Origin of the sequence: Nonomuraea sp. NPDC050680 (assembly GCF_040654555.1) — a bacterium.
Taxonomy (GTDB): domain Bacteria; phylum Actinomycetota; class Actinomycetes; order Streptosporangiales; family Streptosporangiaceae; genus Nonomuraea.
Genome location: NZ_JBFAIF010000006.1, coordinates 193,961 through 212,503, shown reverse-complemented (window position 1 = coordinate 212,503; position 18,543 = coordinate 193,961). Strand labels below are relative to the sequence as shown.

The following is an 18,543-nucleotide window of genomic DNA, read 5'->3' as shown; positions in this document are numbered from 1 at the left end:
TGGCCACCGGGATCAGCTACCCGCGCCTGGGCCTGCCGTGGACGGCCAAGTCGTTCGCGCCGTTCGCCATTGCCCAGCGCGTCGGCAAGGTCGCCATCCCGCACACCGTGATCGGCTCGGCGATGCTCCCCGGCGCCACCCCGAAGCCCAAGCCGGCCAAGAGCGCCGACTATCGCGACCTGGCCGTCAGGGCCGTCAATTGGACGCTGCGCACGCAGTATCCGGCGGGCGCCACGATCGCCTGGACCGGATCGCAGAAGGTGCCGGCGGGCAAGGGCTGGATGGTCGGCTACAAGGTGACCTACACGGTCTCGGGCAAGCAGAAGACGTCGCAGGCCATCGTGTCGATCCACGAGGTGGGCAAGGCCAAGCCGGCGATGCTGTTCGCCTCGATCCCCCAGAGCGGCAAGTCGCACTACCGTGACCTGAACACGATCGCGCAGAACATAAGGACCCTCTAGGCCAGAAGCATGCTCTAGAATATGGTTCTGGCATATGACGGGCCTGGCTGGAGGATGTGCGATGGCGATCGGGTTGAGCGAGGAACACGAGGCGCTCCGCGAGTCGGTGAGCGGCTGGGCGGCGCGGAACATCCCCGCCGAGCTGCTGCGATCCGGGACGGACGGGCGGCCCGCGTTCTGGTCGGGGCTCGCCGAGCAGGGCCTGCTCGGCCTGCACCTGCCCGAGGAGGCCGGCGGCTCCGGCTACGGGCTGCTGGAGGCCGCGGTCGCCGTCGAGGCGCTGGCCGAGCGGATGGCGCCGGGGCCGTACGTGCCGACGGTGCTGGCCAGTGCGGTGATCAACGCCTCCAAGCGGCCCGAGCACCTGGAGTCGTTCGCCGACGGCACGCTCACCGCCGCGGTCGCGCTGACCGGCACGCTGACCGGAACCCTCACCGAGGACGGCGCGCTGATCGTCTCCGGCACGGCCGAAGCCGTGCTCGGCGCCTCGCTGGCCGACGCTCTGGTGCTGCCGGTCTCCACGGCCGAGGGCGAGGAATGGGTCCTCGTCGACGCCGCGTCCGCCACCGTCACGGAGATCAAGTCCCTCGACCTGACCAGGCCGGTGGCCAAGGTGGAGCTGTCGGAGGTGCTGGTGCCCGACTCGGGCATCCTGGGCGGCGTCCAGAGCTCCGACGTGCGCGATCTCGCCGCGATCCTGCTCGGCGCCGAGGCCGCGGGCCTGGCCTCCTGGTGCGTGACGGCCGCCGCCGATTACGCGAAGGTGCGCGTCCAGTTCGGCCGCCCGATCGGCCAGTTCCAGGGCATCAAGCACAAGCTGTCCCGCATGCTCGTGGCGCTGGAGCAGGCGCGCGCCACCGTCTGGGACGCCACCCGCGCCGACGGCAAGGAGCAGGAGTACGCCGCCGCGATCGCCGCCGTCATGGCGCCCGACGCGGCCGTGCAGTGCGCCAAGGACGCCATCCAGACCTTCGGCGGCATCGGCTACACCTTCGAGCACGACGTCCACCTCTACTACCGCCGCGCGCTCACGATCCGCGCGCTGCTCGGCTCGTCGGCCGAGTGGGCGGCCACCGTCACCGCGCTCGCCCTGCAGGGCGTCACGCGCGAGATGGAGATCGACCTGCCCGAGGACGCCGAGGAGCTGCGCGAGTCGATCCGCGCGGAGATCACGTCGCTGAAGGAACTGGAGGGCACCGAGCAGAAGCGGGCGCTGGCCGCGCGCGGCCTGGTCATGCCGCACCTGCCCAAGCCGTGGGGCCGCGGCGCCAAGCCGCTGGAGCAGGTGCTGATCGCCCAGGAGCTCAAGGCCGCGCGGGTGAAGCTGCCCGCGATGATCATCGGCGCGTGGGTGGTGCCGTCGATCGTCTCGTACGGCACTCCCGAGCAGCAGGAACGCTTCCTGCTCAAGACGCTCGGCGGCGAGATGATCTGGTGCCAGCTCTTCTCCGAGCCCGGCGCCGGATCCGACCTGGCCTCGCTGCAGATGAAGGCGGACAAGGTCGAGGGCGGCTGGAAGCTCAACGGCCAGAAGGTCTGGACCTCGGTCGCGCACGTCGCCGAATGGGGCATCTGCATCGCCCGCAACTCCTCCGAGGGCTCCAAGCACGAGGGCATCACCTACTTCCTGGTCGACATGAAGGCGCCGGGGGTCACGGTCCGGCCGCTGACCGAGATGACCGGCGAGAACCTGTTCAACGAGGTCTTCCTGGACGACGTGTTCGTACCGGACGAGCTGGTCGTCGGCGAGGTCGGGCAGGGCTGGAAGGTCGCCCGCAACACGCTGTCGAACGAGCGGGTCTCGCTCTCGTCCGGGTCGGGCGGCACGGGCGCGTCCGTGCCGGACCTGCTCGGGCTGGTGGGCCGGCTTGGGCGGGAGCTGTCGCCGGTGGAGGCGTACCAGGTGGCGCAGGTGATCTGCGAGGGGCACTCGATCAACGCGCTGTCGTTGCGGGTGACGCTCAAGCAGCTGGCGGGGGCCGAGCCCGGCGCGGACGCCTCGGTGCGCAAGCTGCTGTCCACCGCGCACGCCCAGCACGTCTCGGAGTCCGCGGTGGAGCTGCTGGGGTCCGCGGCCGTGGTGGCCGCCGACATGAAGCTCGGAGACGCCGGCTACTGGAACCGGGCGGTGCTCGCCACCCGGGCGATGACCATCTACGGCGGCACCACCGAGGTGCAGCTGAACATCATCGGGGAGCGCATGCTCGGCCTGCCCAGGGACCCTGAGCCGGGTAAATGACGGCGGGGGCCGGCTCGGGGGCCCGGCCCTCCACGGGCACGAGCCCGGCCCCCCACGGGCACGAGCCCGGCCCCCCATGGGCGCCGGGCCCTGAAACGGGCGGGTGTGGAGCGGGCGGACGCGTAGCGGGCCGGCGTGGGCCTTACGGGGTGACCGGCTGGAGCGGGCTCGGCGTCCCGTCGGCCCACGGTCTCGGGATGCCGATCTTGATCTCGCCGAGGCAGGCGTCCGGGCCGTCCGCTGTACGGATGACGAGCTCGCTCCCGCCGCCCTTGACCGCGGCGAATGTCCAGCCGAACCCCTTCTCCGCGGCCACCTCGTCCTGACCGGCGCCGAGCCGTACCGACAACCGGGTGGCGGCCGGGTTGAGGTAGCCGACCTGGACCGTCCACTCGCCCTCGGGCAGCCGCGCCGGCAGCCGGAAGCGGACCTCGCGCGCACCGACCGGCCGGCAGCCGGCGGGCTGGGGGATCGTCAGCCCGTCGATGCTCACCGGGCGCAGGCGGCCCTGCGGATCGAAGGTCAGCGGGTTGCGTACCGGGCCGCTGAGCCGTCTGGTCCAGGTCACCGGGTGCGACGCGATCGGGCCGAGCACCTTCGAGGCCAGCGCGTAGTCGTAGAAGAAGATCGGGTAGACCACCTTGGCGGGCACGTGCGTGTCCAGCACGACCGCGCGGTCCGGGGCGCGCTTGAGCGCCAGCCGGCCGGTCTCGACGTAGCTCTTGACGTCCGCGCCGAACGGCAGGCGGGCGTAGGCCGCGACCGACCAGACCGAGCCGAGCGCGACCGCGGCGGCCAGCGGGAGCCAGGCGAACCTGAGGCGCGGCCAGACGCGCAGCCAGGGGCGTTCCTCGCCGGTGAGCGGGATGAACGCCAGGCCGATGGCGATCGCCACGACCGTGGCCGTGGACGACACGTAGCGCAGCTCGGCCCCGCTCAGGTCCGGCCCGAGCTGCTGGATCCGGCCGATCATGACGGGCACCACGTCGGCCAGCGCGAAGTAGGCGAACAGCACCAGCCACGCCAGCCAGGCCCGCCGCCGGAAGAACACCGAGACCGCCAGCACGACCACCGCGACGCCGAGCCCGGCCCAGACCAGCGCGGGCGGCGTCCCGGCGGCCGCGTAGTCCTCGCCGATCGGGCGCCACTGCCAGGGCCCGCCCAGCGACGTCGGGACCAGTGAGCTGGACAGCAGCGTCCAGGCGAACTTCGCCGCGAGCCCCGCGTCCGGCAGGCTGGGCTGGATGGTGTCGTTGGTGAGCTGCACGGAGGTGAGAAGCTGGCGGAAGAAGACGGCCGCGTAGCCGGCGAGCAGGCCCGCGTACAGCAGCAGGGCCGGCCACTGACGCCGCCAGGTCCAGCCCAGCCAACCCACGCTCAGCGCGACGGCCAGCAGCAGGATGAACGGCGCCTTGACGAAGAACGCCATCGCGAACAGCGTCCAGCCCGCCGCGGCCAGCGCGTGCCTGAAGCGGCCCGTCCTGGTGTAGAGGACGTGCGAGCACAGCGCCATCGGCAGCGCGATCTGGAACGGCAGCGTCTCGATCACCACCGCCCACCACGACAGCGAGGAGATCGTCATCGGCGTCAGCAGGTAGAACGCCAGCGGCACCAGGATGGCCGGCCGCGCCCCGAACAGCAGGCGCAGCAGCCGCAGCAGGGCCAGGCCCGCCGCGCCCAGCAGGGTGACCGTCACGACGTGCGCGAGGACGTCGTTGTAGACGCCCAGGCGGCCCATCGCCCACTGGATCGCGAACGGGCCGGGGACCAGGTGGCCGTAGTCGACCCGCATGAGGTAGTCCCACGTCAGGTCGTGCTCCAGGCCGCGGGCGATGAAGGTGAAGTCGTCCTGGCGGAAGTACGTACGCCGGACGAGGCCGGACTTCCAGACGAGCTGGACGGCGATCATCGCCAGGGCGGTGGCCATCACGGCGTCCCCGCCGCGCAGCCAATGACGGGCCCCCGCCGTCGTCTCGCTCGTCGCCACCCCGCCCCCTCCAGGCCCCCCGCAAGGCCCCCTCCAGCGGGAAGCGTAGTCATTGGGTGATTTACGGGGAATGGCCGTTGTTCGGTTGTGATGTCATAGCGGGATGCCGTACACGACCCGAGCCGGACCGCTGTCGGCCGTGCTTGGGCTCGTCCTCGGCTGCCTCGCCCTCGGACCCGCTCTGGGCTGGGGTTTCATCCTGGTGCAGGACATGGTCTTCGTGCCGGACCCGGTTTTCTCGCGCTTCACGTTCGGGCTGGCCGGCGGGGCGCCGCGGGTGGTGCCCAGTGACGCCGTGGTCACCGCGCTGGCCACCGTCGTCCCGGCCGAGCTGGTGCAGAAGGCGATCCTGCTGGGGATCTTCGTGCTGGGCTGCTCGGGTGCCGCGCTGCTCGTGCCCGCGGGCCTGCTCGGGGCTCGGCTGGTGGCCGGGGCGTACTACGTGTGGAACCCGTACGTGGCCGAGCGGCTGCTGATGGGGCAGTGGGCGTTGCTGCTGGGGTACGCGGGGCTGCCGTGGGTGGTGCGCGCGGTCCTGGCCCGGCGCGGGCTGCTGCTCGCGGTGCTGCCCGCCGCCGTCGGGGGGTTCGCGGCCATGACCGTCACGGCCCTCACGGCGCTGCCCGTCGCGGGCCGGCGGGTCCGGGTGGGCGCGGTGCTGCTGGCCGTCAGCCTGCCGTGGCTGCTGCTCGCGCTGCTGCGGCCGGGCGGGCTGAGCGGGGATCCGGTGGGCGTGGACGCGTTCGCGGCCAGGGCGGACGGGCCGTTCGGGGCGGTGGGCAGCCTGCTGTCGCTGGGCGGGATCTGGAACGCCAATGCCGTCCCGGCCGGGTACGAGAGCGCGGTGGGCTCGGTGGCCAGGCTGGCGCTGGTCGTGGCGGGGATCGTGGGGTTCGTCCTGATGAAGGATCGGCCGAGAGGGCTGGGCGCGGCGGCGGTCATCGGGTTCGGGATCGCCTGCCTGGGGGTGATCGAGCCGGGGCGCGCGGTGTTCAGGTGGCTGGTCGGGGTGTGGGGCGGGTTCGCGGTGTTCAGGGACGCCCAGCAGTTCGTGGCACCGCTGGCTCTGCTGGCCGCGGTCGGGCTGGGCGCCCTGACAAGAGAGGCCCTGACAAGAGAGGCCCTGCCAAGAGAGGCCCTGCCAAGAGAGGCCCTGAGAGGAGAGGAGAAGGCCGTGCGGTGGGTGGGCCTCATGGTGTTGGTGCCCGTGGCCGTGCTGCCGACCCTGGCCTGGGGCGGGGCGGGGGCGCTGCGGGCCGTGAGCTATCCGGAGAGCTGGAGCCAGGCCCGTGAGGTGATGCGGCGCGATCCGGAGCCGGGGGACGTGCTGGTGCTGCCGTTCGAGTCCTACCGGAGGTTCCCGTGGAACGGGGACCGGGCGGTGCTCGACCCGGCGCAGCGCTACTTCGCCGTGCCGGGGCGGGAGGTGGTCGCCAACGACTCGGTACGCGTCGGCAACATGGTCGTCCAAGCCGAGGACACGAGGGTGCGCAAGCTAGAACGCGTACTAGTAGGCCCCTCGCCAGACCTCGCCGCAGCGGGTTTCCGGTACGTCGTGGTCGACGCGGGCACGCCCGGGGAGCGGCAGCGGTTCGCGGGCTGGCTCAGCGGAGCGAGCCTGCTAGTGGACACAGATGATCTGAAACTGTACCGAACCGACCGGCGGTTTGTACCTTTTTTACAACACTAGGTCCACTGATCAGCGGATTTATTAAGATTTCGTAGAGCTACTTCCGAGTAGCAAGAATTGGTTCTAAGTTTGGGACGCCCGCTCATTAGCCGCTCGAGGAGGAACCCCCCGTGATCAAGATCCTCTTAGCAGCGATCATCGGTGTCGCCGTCGCCGCGCTCGTCGCGACGGTCACCACCGTGTCCTTCACCGGGGCCACCGCGACGCCCGTCAACCGCCCGCTCTACAACTACGGCGACCGGTAGTCCGAGCCGTCATGCCGCCCTCCCCCCAAGGGGACGAGAGGACGAGCCGACCACCACTGCTCGAGATCGTCGTTCCCGCCTTCAACGAGGAACTTCGACTCCCGGGGGGGCTCCTGCAGCTGTGCGCGAAGCTTGCCCGCATGCCGTTCCCGACCGCTGTCATCGTCGTCGACAACAACAGCACGGACAGCACCGCTGAGATCGTCAGAACCTGGCCGCGGGGGCCGGTTCCGGTTCGGCTCGTCGAGTGCGCGACTCCCGGCAAGGGTGCCGCCGTCCGCGCGGGGTTGCTCGATACAAGCGCTCCCTTCGTGGGGTTCTGCGACGCCGACATGGCCACCGACCTGGCCGCCATCGATGTCGCCTTCGGCCTGCTGCTCTCCGGTGAGCGCGTGGTCGTGGGCTCGCGGGCGCACGCCTTCTCCGACGTCGAGAACCGGCACAGCCGGGTGCGCGAGCTGGGCGCCGTCGGCTTCCGCGCGCTGGCCCGCGTGCTGGTGCGCGGCGTGAGCGACACGCAGTGCGGCTTCAAGTTCTTCGACGGCGCGCTGGTCCGCGAGGCCGTCGACGGGCTGCGTACCTACGGCTTCGCCTTCGACGTCGAACTGCTGGCCCGCTGCGTCGCGTTCGGCTCGACGGTGCTGGAGATCCCCGTCAACTGGCGGGACATGCCCGGCTCCCGCTTCTCCCCGGCCAGGCACAGCGTCGGCATCCTGCTGGAGCTGGGCCGGATCTGGCTTCGACTGCGCGCCGTGCCGAGCCCTGGTGTCACTCCGAGGTGGGAGCAGCCGCTCGACCCCGTCGGATCTCCGTGAACGTCGCCGTCGTCAACTGGCGTGATCCGTGGCACCCGGCCGCCGGTGGCGCCGAGACGTATGCCTGGGAGATGGCCCGCCGCTTCGCGCGGGCCGGCGACCAGGTGTGCTTCGTCACGGCGCGGGCGCCGGGCCAGCGCAGGAAGGAGACCGTCGAGGGGGTACGGCTGGCCCGCATGGGCGGGCCGTTCACCGTCTACCCCCTGGTCCTGGTCTGGTTGGTGTTCCGCCGGGGCGTGTTCGACGCGGTGCTCGACTGCCAGAACGGCATCCCGTTCTTCACGCCGCTGGTGCTGCCTCGCCGTACCAAGGTCATGTGCGTCGTCCATCACGTGCACGACCGGCAGTTCGACGTGCACCTGCCCCGGTGGCTGGCGGTGGTCGGGCGGTTCCTGGAGGGGCCCGCGTCGCGGTGGACGTACAAGGGGCGCGACAGCGTGGCCGTCTCGCCCTCGACCGTGAGCGCCATGCGCGAGCGGCTCGGCTGGGTCGGCCCCATCCACATCGTGCCCAACGGGGTGAACGTCTCCACCGACAGAGACTTCCCCAGAAGCCGGACGCCGCGGCTGGTCTGTGTCGGCAGGCTGGTCGCGCACAAGCGCGTCGACCTGCTGCTCGACGCGGTGGACCGGCTCAGGAAGCAGTGGCCGGACCTCACCGTGGACGTGATCGGCAGGGGTCCGGAGGAGGCGCGGCTGCGCGCCCGGCTCCCGGAGGGCGTCACCATGCACGGCTACCTGCCCGAGGACGAGAAGGAGCGGCTGATCGCCGCCGCCTGGCTGCAGGTCAACGCCTCGCAGGGCGAGGGCTGGGGGCTGTGCGTGCTGGAGGCCGCCGCGCTGGGGGTGCCGACCGTCGCGTACGACGTGGACGGCCTCAGGGACGCGGTACGCCACGGCGAGACGGGCTGGCTGGTGCCCGAGGGCGTCGGGAGCACCGGCCTGGCCAAGGGCATCGCCGCGGCCCTCGACGAACTCAACGACACCTATCGCATGAAATGTCGGGAATGGGCGGGGAAGTTTTGCTGGGACCGGAGCGCGGAACAGCTGGCCGCGCTGGTGCATGGCCGTACGACGGGACCCGGCTGGGAGGAGCCGTGATCGACAGGGTCCGGCACAGGCTCTGGCTGGCGCTGTGCTGCCTGGGCTTCGCCGTGCTGACGTTCACCACCAAGCCGGGCAGCATCATCTCCGACACCAAGCTCGACCTGGCCCTCAACCCGATCGGCTGGCTGGAGCGCGCCGCCCACCTCTGGGACCCGCAGCACTTCGGCCAGCTGCAGAACCAGGTGGCCGGCTACCTGTTCCCGATGGGCCCGTTCTTCGCGCTCGGTGACCTGGTCAACCTGGCGCCCTGGGTGACCCAGCGGCTCTGGCTGACGCTACTGCTGTGCGTGGCCTTCCTCGGCGTGGAGCGGCTGGGCAGGCAGCTCGGCGTCGGCACGCCGGGCACCCGGATCGTCGCCGCGCTGGCGTACGCGCTGGCGCCGCGCGCGCTGTCGATCATCGGCGAGATCTCGATCGAGTGGCTGCCCGCCGCGATGCTGCCGTGGATCCTGATCCCGCTGCTCACCGCCTCGGAGACGGGCCAGCGGGCCAGGGCGGCGGTCAGGTCAGGGCTGGCCGTGGCGCTGTGCGGCGGAGTGAACGCGGTCGCGGTGCTGGCCGTGCTCATCGCCCCCGTGCTCTACATCCTGACCCGGCCCGCCCCGGTGCCCCGCTGGCGGATGCTCGGCTGGTGGACGGGCGCGGTCGCCGTGGCCACCCTGTTCTGGTGGCTGCCGCTGCTGCTCGTGGGCCGCTACGCCTTCTCCTTCCTGCCCTACACCGAGACGGCCTCGACGACCACGCAGGTCACCTCGCTGACGAACGTGCTGCGCGGCGCCTCCGACTGGGTGCGCTACCTGACCGTCGGCGGCGTCACCGACCAGCCCGCCGGCTACGCGATCGCCACCTCCGCCGTGCTGGTCGCGATCACCGGCCTGCTGGCCGCGCTCGGCCTGGCCGGACTGGCCCGGCGCGACCTGCCCGCGAAGGGCTTCCTGCTCGTGCTGTTCGTCGTGGGCGTGGCCGCGCTGGTCGCCGGGCACGTGAGCGCGCTGGAGCCGGTGGTCGCCGAGCCCGTGCGCTGGCTGCTGGACGGGCCGCTAGCGCCGCTGCGCAATCTGCGGAAGTTCGATCCACTGGTACGGCTGCCGCTCGCCTTCGGCCTGGCGCACCTGCTGACCGGGGCCCGGCTGCGGCTGCGCTCGGTGGCCCTGGTGGCCTTGGCCGGACTCGTACTCCCCGTCTTCAACCAGGGGCTGAGCGCTCCCGGCGACTTCAAGGAGGTGCCGCTTTACTGGAAGCAGGCGGCGGCCTGGGTGAACGAGAACGCCGGAGACGACGGCGTGCTGGTCGTGCCCGGCGCCAAGTTCGGCGAATACCTCTGGGGCCGACCGATGGACGATCCCATGCAGCCGCTGTTCACCGCCCGCTGGACCACCCGGCAGGTCGCGGCGGCCGGCTCGGTGGGCCTGACCCGGCTGCTCGACGTCATCGACCAGCGGCTCACGGCCGGCTACGGCTCGGCGGGGCTGACCGACGTGCTGCGCAGGATGGGCGTGCGCTACCTGGTCGTCAGGAACGACCTCATGCGGGCGAACCTCCAGGGCGCCTGGCCGTCCAGGGTCTACGAGGCGCTCCGCGAGTCGCCGGGCATCACGAAGGTGCGCTCGTTCGGCGGGGAGGTCGGCGACACCGTCACGGACGACGTGATCGAGTCGGTGGACTGGCCGTTCCCCGCGCTGGAGGTCTACGAGGTGTCGGGCAGCTCCGACCTGCTCAGCGTGCAGTCGGCGGGCGATGCCGTACAGGTGCGCGGCGGCCCGGACTCGCTGCTCGCGATGGGCGATCTCGGGCTGCTCGGCGACGGTCCGGTGCTGGTGAACGACGACGCGGGCAAGCGCGAGGCGCCGGTCGTGGCCAGCGACGCGCTGCGGCTGCGCGAGCGGCAGTTCGGTGAGATCCGGTCGAACTGGACGCCCACGCTGACGGCCGACAGGCGCGACGACTTCTCCGGGGTCAAGACGCTCGACCTGCTCGAAGACGGCTGGCTGCGCGACACCGCCACCGCCGAGTACGACGGCATCTCCAGCATCACCGCCTCCTCCTCGGTGGCCGACGCCGAGGCGGTGCCCGGCCTCAGCGCCACGGGGCGCAGCCCGTGGGCCGCCATGGACGGCGACTACGAGACCGGCTGGGAGAGCGGTGGCTGGCACCGGCCCCAGGGCGAATGGCTGCGCGTGGACCTGCCCAACCCGCGGGTGATCCCCCGCTTCCAGGCGACGTTCACCAACAACGTGCTGCTCGGGCAGTCGGTCAAGCGCGTGGCCGTGGAGAGCGAGGGCGGCCGGATCGAGCAGGACGTCCAGCAGACCAACAGCCCGCAGTGGCTGCGCGTCCCGCCCGGTGCGACCAGCTGGCTGCGCGTCAAGATCCTGGCCACGTACAACAGGAACTGGAGCTTCGTGCAGCGAGTGGGCATCACCGAGCTCACGATCCCCGGCATCCTGCCGGGCCGGACGATCCGGCTGCCCGGCGAGGGCGGCGACGCCTTCGTCATGGACCGGGGGCTCGACTCCCGCCCCTGGTGCATGCGGAACCAGAGCCGCTGGATCTGCAACCCGCTGCTGGCCAGACCGGGCGAAGAAGGCGCCGGATTCGACCGGACTTTTACCGTTAAAGCGGGGCGGAAGGTTGCGGTACGCGGCTCCGCCGTCCTGCGTGACGCCAAGCTCGTCGACCGCTTCACCCGGCTGGGCGGGGATCTGACCACGGTGACCGGCTCCTCGCAGGCGACGAAAGACGCGGTGGTCGCGCCGAGGTCGGCGTTCGACGCCGACGCGGCCACCACCTGGCTCCCGGCCGCCGACGACCCCGAGCCCACGCTCACGCTCGGCTGGCGGGCCAAGCGGGTCCTGTCGCGGATCCAGATCGCCCGGCCCGGCGGTGACAGGCAGCCGCTCGACGTGGCCGTGACCGGTGACAAGGGCGCCGTCCGCAGCGGCCGGGTGGACGCGTACGGCTACCTGACGTTCAAGCCCCTCGCCACGACCCGGCTCAAGCTGCGCTTCTATCCCGCCTCCAAGCGGCTGCAGGTCACCGAGCTGGTGATTCCCGGCGTCGCGCCGGCCAGCCGGCCGGAGGGCGTGCCGTTCCGGCTGCCCTGTGGACAGGGACCGAGTCTGCAGGTCAACGGCGCGACCGTGGCGACCAAGGTGTCCGGCACCTTCGCCGACCTGCTCGAACAGCGGCCGGTGAAGTTCACCGGCTGCGCCAGGGCCGCGCTGGCGGCCGGCGACAACCGGGTCAGGGCGGCCGGCTGGGACCCCTTCGCGGTGGAGAACCTGGTGATCGGCGCGCTCCCCGCCGAGCCGCCGGCCGTGGAGGGCGCGGCGGTCCCGAGTACGTGGTCGTCGTCGGTGCGCGAGGCGCGGGTGACGGCGCCGAAGGACGCCTTCCTCGTCGTCAACGAGAACTTCAACGCGGGCTGGCGCGCCGAGCTCGACGGCAAGGCGCTACGGCCGGTCCGGATCGACGGCTGGAAGCAGGCCTGGGAGCTGCCCGCCGGCACGGCGGGGACCGTGCGCATGGAGTACCTGCCCGACCGGCCCTACTGGCTCGCGCTCGCCGTGGGGCTGGCCGGGATCGCGCTGCTCACGCTGCTCGCCCTGGTGTCGCGCGGGCCGCGCCCCGAACACGTCATGGCGACCGCTGCCGCCGCCGATTCACGGCTGTCGCGTTGGCGGGTGCCGTACGTGATCGTGCTGGGGCTGGCGTTCGGCGGCTGGGTCGCGGACTGGCCCGGCATGCTCGCGGTCCTGGCCGCCGTCGTGGCGGTGCTGCTGCTGCGCGTACGGCGGGCGGTGGCCGTGCACTGGGTGGCCGGTTGGCTGTTCGGCGGGGCCACGGCGGCGCTGGCGGCGGCCATGGCGCTGCGCGACTACGGGGTGGACGTCGGGCTGCTGATGGACCAGGTGCCCCAGCTCATCGCCTGCGCGGCCATGGGCGTGCTCTTCGGGCAGCTGGTCACGGAGCCGGAACCACCGGCGGCTCAGCCGGAGCCGGCGGCGGCGGAACAGGAGCTGGCCGGCGCCCGGCCAGCCTGAGCGCGCTCTCCTCGACCAGGTGGTAGCTGGTGGCGCTGACCAGGAGCGAGGCGATGAAGGTCAGGATCGCGACCTTGACGAAGTCGCCGGTGAACGGCTGGTCGCCGGTGATCTTGTAGTACAAGGTGATCACCGGGGCGTGCCACAGGAAGAAGCTGTAGGAGATGCGGCCCAGGTACGCCGTGACCGGGTTGCCCAGCACGCGGTGCCTCAGTGAGTCGTGCCGGGAGGCGAGCGCGAACGGCGCGACCACCAGGACGGCCACGGACGTCTCCAGGATCATCCGCCACAGCGACTGCGACAGCGTGGGCAGGGTGAGCGTGCGCGGCCCGGCCAGCTCGGTGCTCAGCACCGCGTACAGCAGCAGCGCCAGCACCAGCAGCTGGGGCGCGAGCGCGTCCACGACCTCGCTCTGCTTGATCCACACCGACAGGACGGCCATGGCCATGCCGGCGGCGAAGTAGATCAGGTGATGCGGCAGCCAGAGCGCCAGCTGCGGCTGGTCGAAGACGTGCGAGACGACCACGCTGGCCAGCGAGACCACCGGCAGCACGGCGATGCCCGCGAGCAGCCTGACCGGCCGGTCGCCGCCGCGCGCCCAGGCGTGCAGGGCCCAGACGTTCAGGGCCCAGGCGAGCACCGGGAGCACCAGGTAGAACGCCATCTCGATCGGCATCGTCCACATCTGGTAGAGGCCGTCGGGGGCGCGGTTCTGCTCGGTGTAGTTCTGCAGCAGGAACAGCCACTTCACCCAGCCGGTCCAGTCGAGCGAGCTCCACGCCCACAGGGCCAGCGCCGTGACCAGCCAGTAGGCGGGCATGACGCGGACCAGGCGGCGCCACAGGTAGCGTCCCGGCCGGGGGCCCGGCGTGTCCTCGATGACCGCGCGGGCCCACGGGCGGTAGAGCAGCAGGCCCGACAGCAGGAAGAAGATCGGCACGGCGATGCCCAGCCTGGTGGTCATCCAGGCGAACATGCCCTCGCGGTAGATGATGCCGGTGTTGCCACCGACGTGCAGCACCCAGACGCCGAGCGCGGCCAGGGCGCGGATGCCGTCCAGCGCGGCGTCCCTGCCCGCCGGTTGCTCCTTCACGGGCGCTTCCTGAGCACGAGGACCAGATTCCACGTGGCGAACTCCCTGACGATCGGCACCTTCAGCATCGGCCGCCACCACCAGGGCAGGTAGCGGGGCAGCACGTCGACCAGGTCGGCGTCCGTACGGGTCCGCGCCCAGCGCAGACCGTCGGCCACCGAGACCGGATAGAGGCTCTGGCCGTAACGATTTTTGGGCGGCTTCCCGTTTTTATCCTCATATTTCCGCGCGGCCCGGTCGCCCCCCAGGTAGTGCCAGGGCGAGGTCTCGTGGCCGCCCCAGGGGGAGAGCCAGTTCGTGTACGCGAGGAAGATCAGGCCGCCGGGCCGGGTGACGCGCGTCATCTCGGCCGCCATGCGCCACGGGTCTGGAACGTGTTCCAGGACGTTGGACGAGAAGCACACGTCGAAGGAGGCGTCGGCGAGCGGCAGGTCGAGCGCGCTGCCGAGCACACCGCCGCTGGGCGCGCCCTGCCCGGCCAGCTCACCGGCGTCGACGTCCACGCACAGGCAGCGGGCGCCGTCACGCCTGAAGGCGTCGGCGAAGTATCCCGGCCCGCCCCCCACGTCGAGCACCGTCTTGCCACTCAACGCGATGTAATGCCGCAGCTGCGCGGCGGTGTCGGCGGCGAGCGTGGTGTAGTAGTCGCTCGGCGTGGTCTGCTCGGACCTGAACGCGCGGAACAGGCGGATGGATCTGGCCAGATCGGCGCGCATGTTCGCGGCTCCCGGATACTTGACGGGCTCCCACAATAGAACGAAGCTCTGGCGGAGGCGATACCGCTGCGGGACAGGCGCGATAACATCCCGCTCGGACCGGCTTCATCGTAGAACCTGTTCCGATTCGTTATGCGGATGTAGCTGCAGCGATCTGTGATCGAATGCTACTTTCCAGTAGCGATCATGTCGCGGGTTGGTCACGCCCGCGATCTGTTGTCCGGGGGGACAAGTAACGGGCCTTCGTATCCCTCGACCGCCAGGAGGATCCCAGAATGCGACGCACACCTGTCCTCGTTCTCGTCGCCGTCGGCGCCTTCCTGGTCGTCCTGGCGGGGATGATCCGCTTCTGGGCGGCGGACAAGATCATCGCAGCCCCGGCGGCCCAGTACAGCGTCACCAAGCTGCAGGCCCCGGGAGCCCAATACTTCTCCATCGCCGACGGCAAGGTGCTGACCGCGGACCTCAGCATGCTCGTCACCACCCGTGGCGACGTCAAAGAGGCCACGGACAACCGGGTGGTCTGGGACGAGTTCACCGTGGTGGACGACGTCACCAACAGCAAGCCGCAGATCAGCCTCTCGGAGCGCCGCAGCGCCTTCGACCGGCGCACCGGCGTGGGCGTCAACTGCTGCGGGGTCAGCGTCAACAAGGAGCCGGTGAAGCTGGAGGGGCAGATCTACCTGTTCCCGTTCGGCGTGGAGAAGAAGACGTACAAGGTCTTCAACCAGACGGCCAAGAAGGCGTTCGACACGACCTTCGTCGGTGAGGACACCGTCAACGGGCTGCCGGTGTACAAGTTCCAGCAGATCGTGCCGGCCACGAAGGTCGCCACGCTGACCGCCCCCGGCTCGCTCTTCGGCGTGACCCAGTCGGGTGACATCCAGCTCGACCGCTGGTACGAGGGCACCGACACCTACTGGGTCGAGCCCAACAGCGGCGCCCCGGTCAAGGAGGAAGTGCGCCGCAACGAGACGCTCAAGACCCAGGACGGCGTCGAGCGCGCCAAGGCCCTGGTCGCCACCGCCTCGTTCACCCCGCAGACCATCACCGAGATGGTGCGCACGGCCACTGACGCCAAGAACCAGATCACCCTGCTGAAGACCACGATCCCGATCGTCCTGCTCGTGCTCGGGCTGCTCGCGCTGGCCCTCGCGGTCCTCCTGGGCCGCCGTCGGCGCGAAGGCGAGTAACTCCTACGGCTGGTACAGGGCGCCCGTGACCGATCCGGGCGCCCTGTCCATTTGTGTGGTCGTTTGTCGGACCGACAAAAAGTTCTAGTACTAGAACACGTTGCAGTTTCTTCGCCGCCGGTCGTATTGTCGGCCCATGCGGACACGTGTCACGGACATGTTCGGAATCGAGCTCCCGATCTTCGCCTTCAGCCATTGCCGCGACGTGGTCGCCGCGGTCAGCCGGGCCGGCGGCATGGGCGTTCTCGGTGCCCTCTACTTCACCCCAGAAGAGCTCGAAATGGAGCTCAAGTGGATCGACGACCACGTCGACGGCCACCCGTACGGCGTCGACGTGGTCATGCCCGCCTCCTACGAGGGCGCCGACTTCGCGCCCGAGGAGCTGGTGGGCCGCCTGCAGACGATGGTCCCGGCAGGCCACCGGCAGTTCGTCGAGAACCTCCTGGCCGCCCACGGCGTGCCTCCCCTGTCCTCGGACGCCGACGCGGGCAAGGTGCTGCTCGGCTGGACGGACGTCACCGCCCGCCCGCAGGTGGAGACGGCGCTGCGGCACCCGATCGCCCTGCTGGCCAACGCGCTCGGCCCGCCGCCCGCGGACGTGGTCGAGCTCGCCCACTCCCACGGCGTCAAGGTCGCCGCCCTCGCCTCCACCCCGCGCCACGCGCTCAAGCAGGTGGAGGTGGGCGTGGACGTGGTGGTGGCGCAGGGCACGGAGGCCGGCGGCCACACGGGCGAGATCTCCACCATGGTCCTGATCCCTCAGGTGGTGGACGCGGTGGACGTACCGGTCCTGGCGGCGGGCGGCATCGGCAACGGCCGCCAGATGGCCGCAGGCATGGCCCTGGGCGCCGAGGGCGTCTGGACCGGCTCGCTGTGGCTCACGGTCGAGGAGGCCGACACGCCCGAGATGGCCAAGCGGCGCATCCTGGAGGCCACCTCCCGCGACACCGTCCGCTCCCGCAGCTGGACGGGCAAGCCGGCCCGCCTGCTCAAGAACGAGTGGACGGACGCCTGGGAGTCGCAGGAGTCACCGGGGACGCTGCCGATGCCCCTGCAGTTCATGCTGGTGTCGGACGCCCTGCGCCGCATCGGCCGCTCCGACGCCGCCGAACTGGCCACCTTCCCGGCCGGCCAGATCATCGGCATCATGAACCAGGTCCGGTCCACGCGCGACGTCATGTACTCGCTGATGGAGGAGTACGCGGAGGCCACGGAACGGCTCGGCCGCATCACCGGCGACTGACCTGTCATCAGACCGGGACGATGGTCACCAGGCTTTCGAGTCCCACGAAGTCATCTGTGTTGCGGGTGTAGAGCGGCAGTCCCCGGCTCGACGCGATAGCGGCGATCATCAGGTCCATGCGCCGTGACCGGGGATCGCGCTTCGCGTTGATCGTCAATGCGACGAGAGTGCCGTAGCGGGCTGCCGCGTCCGCGTCGAAGGGCAGTGGCTCGAAATCGACGACGGCGGCGCCTAGTCTTTCCATGCGGGCGGCCCGGACCGCATCGTTCTTCGCCATCGCCACGCCCTGATGAAGCTCGGCCAGCGTGATCGACGTGATGTCGACAAAGTCTGGCAGGTCGCCCAACGGGAGCTCATCGAGGTCGATGTAGACGCACGTATCGATCACTCCGCGAGAGTGGCGCTCATGCACGGCGCCGCTCCCAGGGGTCGTCGTCGATGCGGTCCTCGGTGCCGAAGAACTCGTCGGCCTCCCCACGCATTTCGGCGTAGTCCACACGGGGGAGTCTTCGGTATTTGGCCACGAGTTCCGCTGTGCTCAGGCGGCGCTTGCGGGGCAACGGCCTTAGCTCTGCCACCTCGACGCCGTTGCGGGTGATGTGGAACACCTCGCCCGACTCCACTTGATCCATGACCGCGGCGGAGTTGTTGCGAAACTCCCGTTGGGTGATGACCTTCATGAGGCCTAGTGTAGCTCCGTGTAGCGCACGGGGCTACACTCAATGGCCCTTGTAGACCGCGGCGCGCTTCTCCTTGAAGGCGCGGGCGCCCTCGCGGGCGTCCTGGGAGCCGATGACCGGCCAGCCGATCTCGTCCGACACCTTGAGCGCCTCCGGCTCCGGCATGCCCAGCGTGTCCCGGTACGTGCGCAGGATCGCCTGCACCGCGAGCGGGCCCGAGGCGGCGATGTCGTCCGCGATCTCCCGCGCCACCGCCAGCGCCTGCCCGTCCGGTACGACGCGGTTGACCAGGCCCATGGCCAGGGCCTCCGCCGGGGTGACGGAGCGGCCGGTGAGCAGCAGGTCCATGGCGTGGCAGTACGGGATCTGCCGGGGCAGGCGGATCGCGCTGCCGCCCATCGGGAACAGCGCCCGCTTGGCCTCGAACAGGCCGAGTGTGGCCGACTCCGCCACCACCCGCAGGTCGGTCCCGACCAGCAGTTCGGTGCCGCCCGCCACCGCGTAGCCCTCCACCGCCGAGACGATCGGCTTGGTCGGGAGGTCCTCGCGGAGCAGGCCCTTCCAGTGGAAGTTGGGGATCTGGGCGGCGCGGGCCTGGACGTCGGCGTCCGTCGAGGGTTGTCCCATGGCCTTGAGGTCGGCGCCGGCGCAGAAAGTGCCCTCCGCGCCGGTGAGGATGGCGGCCCTGACCTCCGGCTCGGCCGACACGTACGCCCAGGCCGAGGCCAGGCCGATCAGCATGTCGGAGGAGAGCGCGTTGCGCGCCTCCGGCCGGTTCATGGTGACGATGACGACGTGGCCGTCGCGTTCGACCCGGCAGTGGGGGGTGCTGATCGGCAGGAGCTCCACGGACGCCTCCAGGTAACGAATCAAGCGCTTGTTAGGCAGCGATCCTACCCTGTGGCGGGCCCGCGGACGATGATGGCGGCACGACCTCGATCAAGCGCTTGCTACGACTCCGGTGCCGGGATACGCTGCCCAGGCAAAACGAGAACAAGTTCTTGTTTATCGGGGCCTCGGACCACCTGAAGA

The 18,543-nt window shown here is 70.8% G+C and carries 14 protein-coding genes; 8 read left to right on the top strand and 6 right to left on the bottom strand.

The features are described 5' to 3' along the window. Positions 1 to 522: 522 nt before the first annotated feature. A complete protein-coding gene (locus AB0H88_RS23440) occupies positions 523 to 2,700 on the top strand; it encodes an acyl-CoA dehydrogenase (protein ID WP_357647709.1) in 2,178 nt (725 codons plus the stop codon). 142 nt (positions 2,701 to 2,842) lie between these two features. On the opposite strand, the gene AB0H88_RS23435 is transcribed toward AB0H88_RS23440, so the two are convergent. Further along, positions 2,843 to 4,687, bottom strand: a complete 1,845-nt coding sequence (locus AB0H88_RS23435) for a hypothetical protein (RefSeq protein WP_357647707.1) — start codon at positions 4,685 to 4,687, stop codon at positions 2,843 to 2,845. Between the two features lie 103 nt (positions 4,688 to 4,790). On the opposite strand from AB0H88_RS23435, the gene AB0H88_RS23430 reads away from it, so the two are divergent. The 5 genes from AB0H88_RS23430 (at position 4,791) to AB0H88_RS23410 (ending at position 12,586) form a co-directional block, all read left to right on the top strand. After that, positions 4,791 to 6,377 carry a hypothetical protein gene (locus AB0H88_RS23430; RefSeq protein WP_357647705.1) on the top strand — a complete coding sequence of 529 codons (1,587 nt, stop codon included), beginning with the start codon at positions 4,791 to 4,793 and terminating at the stop codon, positions 6,375 to 6,377. 110 nt (positions 6,378 to 6,487) lie between these two features. Beyond that, a complete protein-coding gene (locus AB0H88_RS23425) occupies positions 6,488 to 6,622 on the top strand; it encodes a hypothetical protein (RefSeq protein WP_263655675.1) in 135 nt (44 codons plus the stop codon). An 11-nt stretch (positions 6,623 to 6,633) separates the two neighbouring features. Continuing rightward, on the top strand, positions 6,634 to 7,437 hold the full coding sequence (locus AB0H88_RS23420) for a glycosyltransferase (protein WP_357647703.1): 804 nt from the start codon (positions 6,634 to 6,636) through the stop codon (positions 7,435 to 7,437). Beyond that, a complete protein-coding gene (locus AB0H88_RS23415; RefSeq protein ID WP_357647701.1) occupies positions 7,434 to 8,537 on the top strand; it encodes a glycosyltransferase family 4 protein in 1,104 nt (367 codons plus the stop codon). Before AB0H88_RS23420 ends, AB0H88_RS23415 begins: the two co-directional genes overlap by 4 nt. Continuing rightward, positions 8,534 to 12,586, top strand: a complete 4,053-nt coding sequence (locus AB0H88_RS23410; RefSeq protein ID WP_357647699.1) for an alpha-(1->3)-arabinofuranosyltransferase family protein — start codon at positions 8,534 to 8,536, stop codon at positions 12,584 to 12,586. Before AB0H88_RS23415 ends, AB0H88_RS23410 begins: the two co-directional genes overlap by 4 nt. Here AB0H88_RS23410 and AB0H88_RS23405 read toward each other — a convergent pair. Beyond that, complete coding sequence (locus tag AB0H88_RS23405) at positions 12,507 to 13,679, bottom strand: acyltransferase (RefSeq protein WP_357647697.1); 1,173 nt, start codon at positions 13,677 to 13,679, stop codon at positions 12,507 to 12,509. The genes AB0H88_RS23410 and AB0H88_RS23405 overlap by 80 nt on opposite strands. Next, on the bottom strand, positions 13,676 to 14,395 hold the full coding sequence (locus AB0H88_RS23400) for a methyltransferase domain-containing protein (protein WP_357647695.1): 720 nt from the start codon (positions 14,393 to 14,395) through the stop codon (positions 13,676 to 13,678). Before AB0H88_RS23400 ends, AB0H88_RS23405 begins: the two co-directional genes overlap by 4 nt. A 275-nt stretch (positions 14,396 to 14,670) precedes the next feature. On the opposite strand from AB0H88_RS23400, the gene AB0H88_RS23395 reads away from it, so the two are divergent. After that, positions 14,671 to 15,588: a DUF3068 domain-containing protein gene (locus AB0H88_RS23395; protein ID WP_357647693.1), complete on the top strand. Its 918-nt coding sequence runs from the start codon at positions 14,671 to 14,673 to the stop codon at positions 15,586 to 15,588. A 136-nt stretch (positions 15,589 to 15,724) separates the two neighbouring features. After that, positions 15,725 to 16,831, top strand: coding sequence for a nitronate monooxygenase family protein (locus AB0H88_RS23390; protein WP_357647690.1), 1,107 nt, complete (start codon positions 15,725 to 15,727; stop codon positions 16,829 to 16,831). 7 nt (positions 16,832 to 16,838) lie between these two features. On the opposite strand, the gene AB0H88_RS23385 is transcribed toward AB0H88_RS23390, so the two are convergent. From AB0H88_RS23385 to AB0H88_RS23375, 3 genes are read right to left on the bottom strand one after another with little or no spacing between them, the layout of a single operon-like run. Then, positions 16,839 to 17,219, bottom strand: coding sequence for a type II toxin-antitoxin system VapC family toxin (locus AB0H88_RS23385; protein ID WP_357647688.1), 381 nt, complete (start codon positions 17,217 to 17,219; stop codon positions 16,839 to 16,841). 16 nt (positions 17,220 to 17,235) lie between these two features. Beyond that, entirely contained in the window at positions 17,236 to 17,511 is a 276-nt protein-coding gene (locus AB0H88_RS23380; protein ID WP_357647686.1) for a type II toxin-antitoxin system prevent-host-death family antitoxin, read from the bottom strand. Positions 17,512 to 17,550: 39 nt separating this feature from the next. After that, positions 17,551 to 18,360, bottom strand: coding sequence for a crotonase/enoyl-CoA hydratase family protein (locus tag AB0H88_RS23375; RefSeq protein ID WP_357647684.1), 810 nt, complete (start codon positions 18,358 to 18,360; stop codon positions 17,551 to 17,553). Positions 18,361 to 18,543 lie beyond the last annotated feature (183 nt).

What these genes read in the sequence shown, in the direction of transcription:
- AB0H88_RS23430 (WP_357647705.1), top strand. Translation starts at nt 4,791, where the DNA reads ATGCCGTACACGACCCGAGCCGGACCGCTGTCGGCCGTGCTTGGGCTC.
- AB0H88_RS23395 (WP_357647693.1), top strand. Translation starts at nt 14,671, where the DNA reads ATGCGACGCACACCTGTCCTCGTTCTCGTCGCCGTCGGCGCCTTCCTG.
- AB0H88_RS23380 (WP_357647686.1), bottom strand. Translation starts at nt 17,511, where the DNA reads ATGAAGGTCATCACCCAACGGGAGTTTCGCAACAACTCCGCCGCGGTC.
- AB0H88_RS23440 (WP_357647709.1), top strand. Translation starts at nt 523, where the DNA reads ATGGCGATCGGGTTGAGCGAGGAACACGAGGCGCTCCGCGAGTCGGTG.
- AB0H88_RS23420 (WP_357647703.1), top strand. Translation starts at nt 6,634, where the DNA reads ATGCCGCCCTCCCCCCAAGGGGACGAGAGGACGAGCCGACCACCACTG.
- AB0H88_RS23400 (WP_357647695.1), bottom strand. Translation starts at nt 14,395, where the DNA reads ATGCGCGCCGATCTGGCCAGATCCATCCGCCTGTTCCGCGCGTTCAGG.
- AB0H88_RS23390 (WP_357647690.1), top strand. Translation starts at nt 15,725, where the DNA reads ATGCGGACACGTGTCACGGACATGTTCGGAATCGAGCTCCCGATCTTC.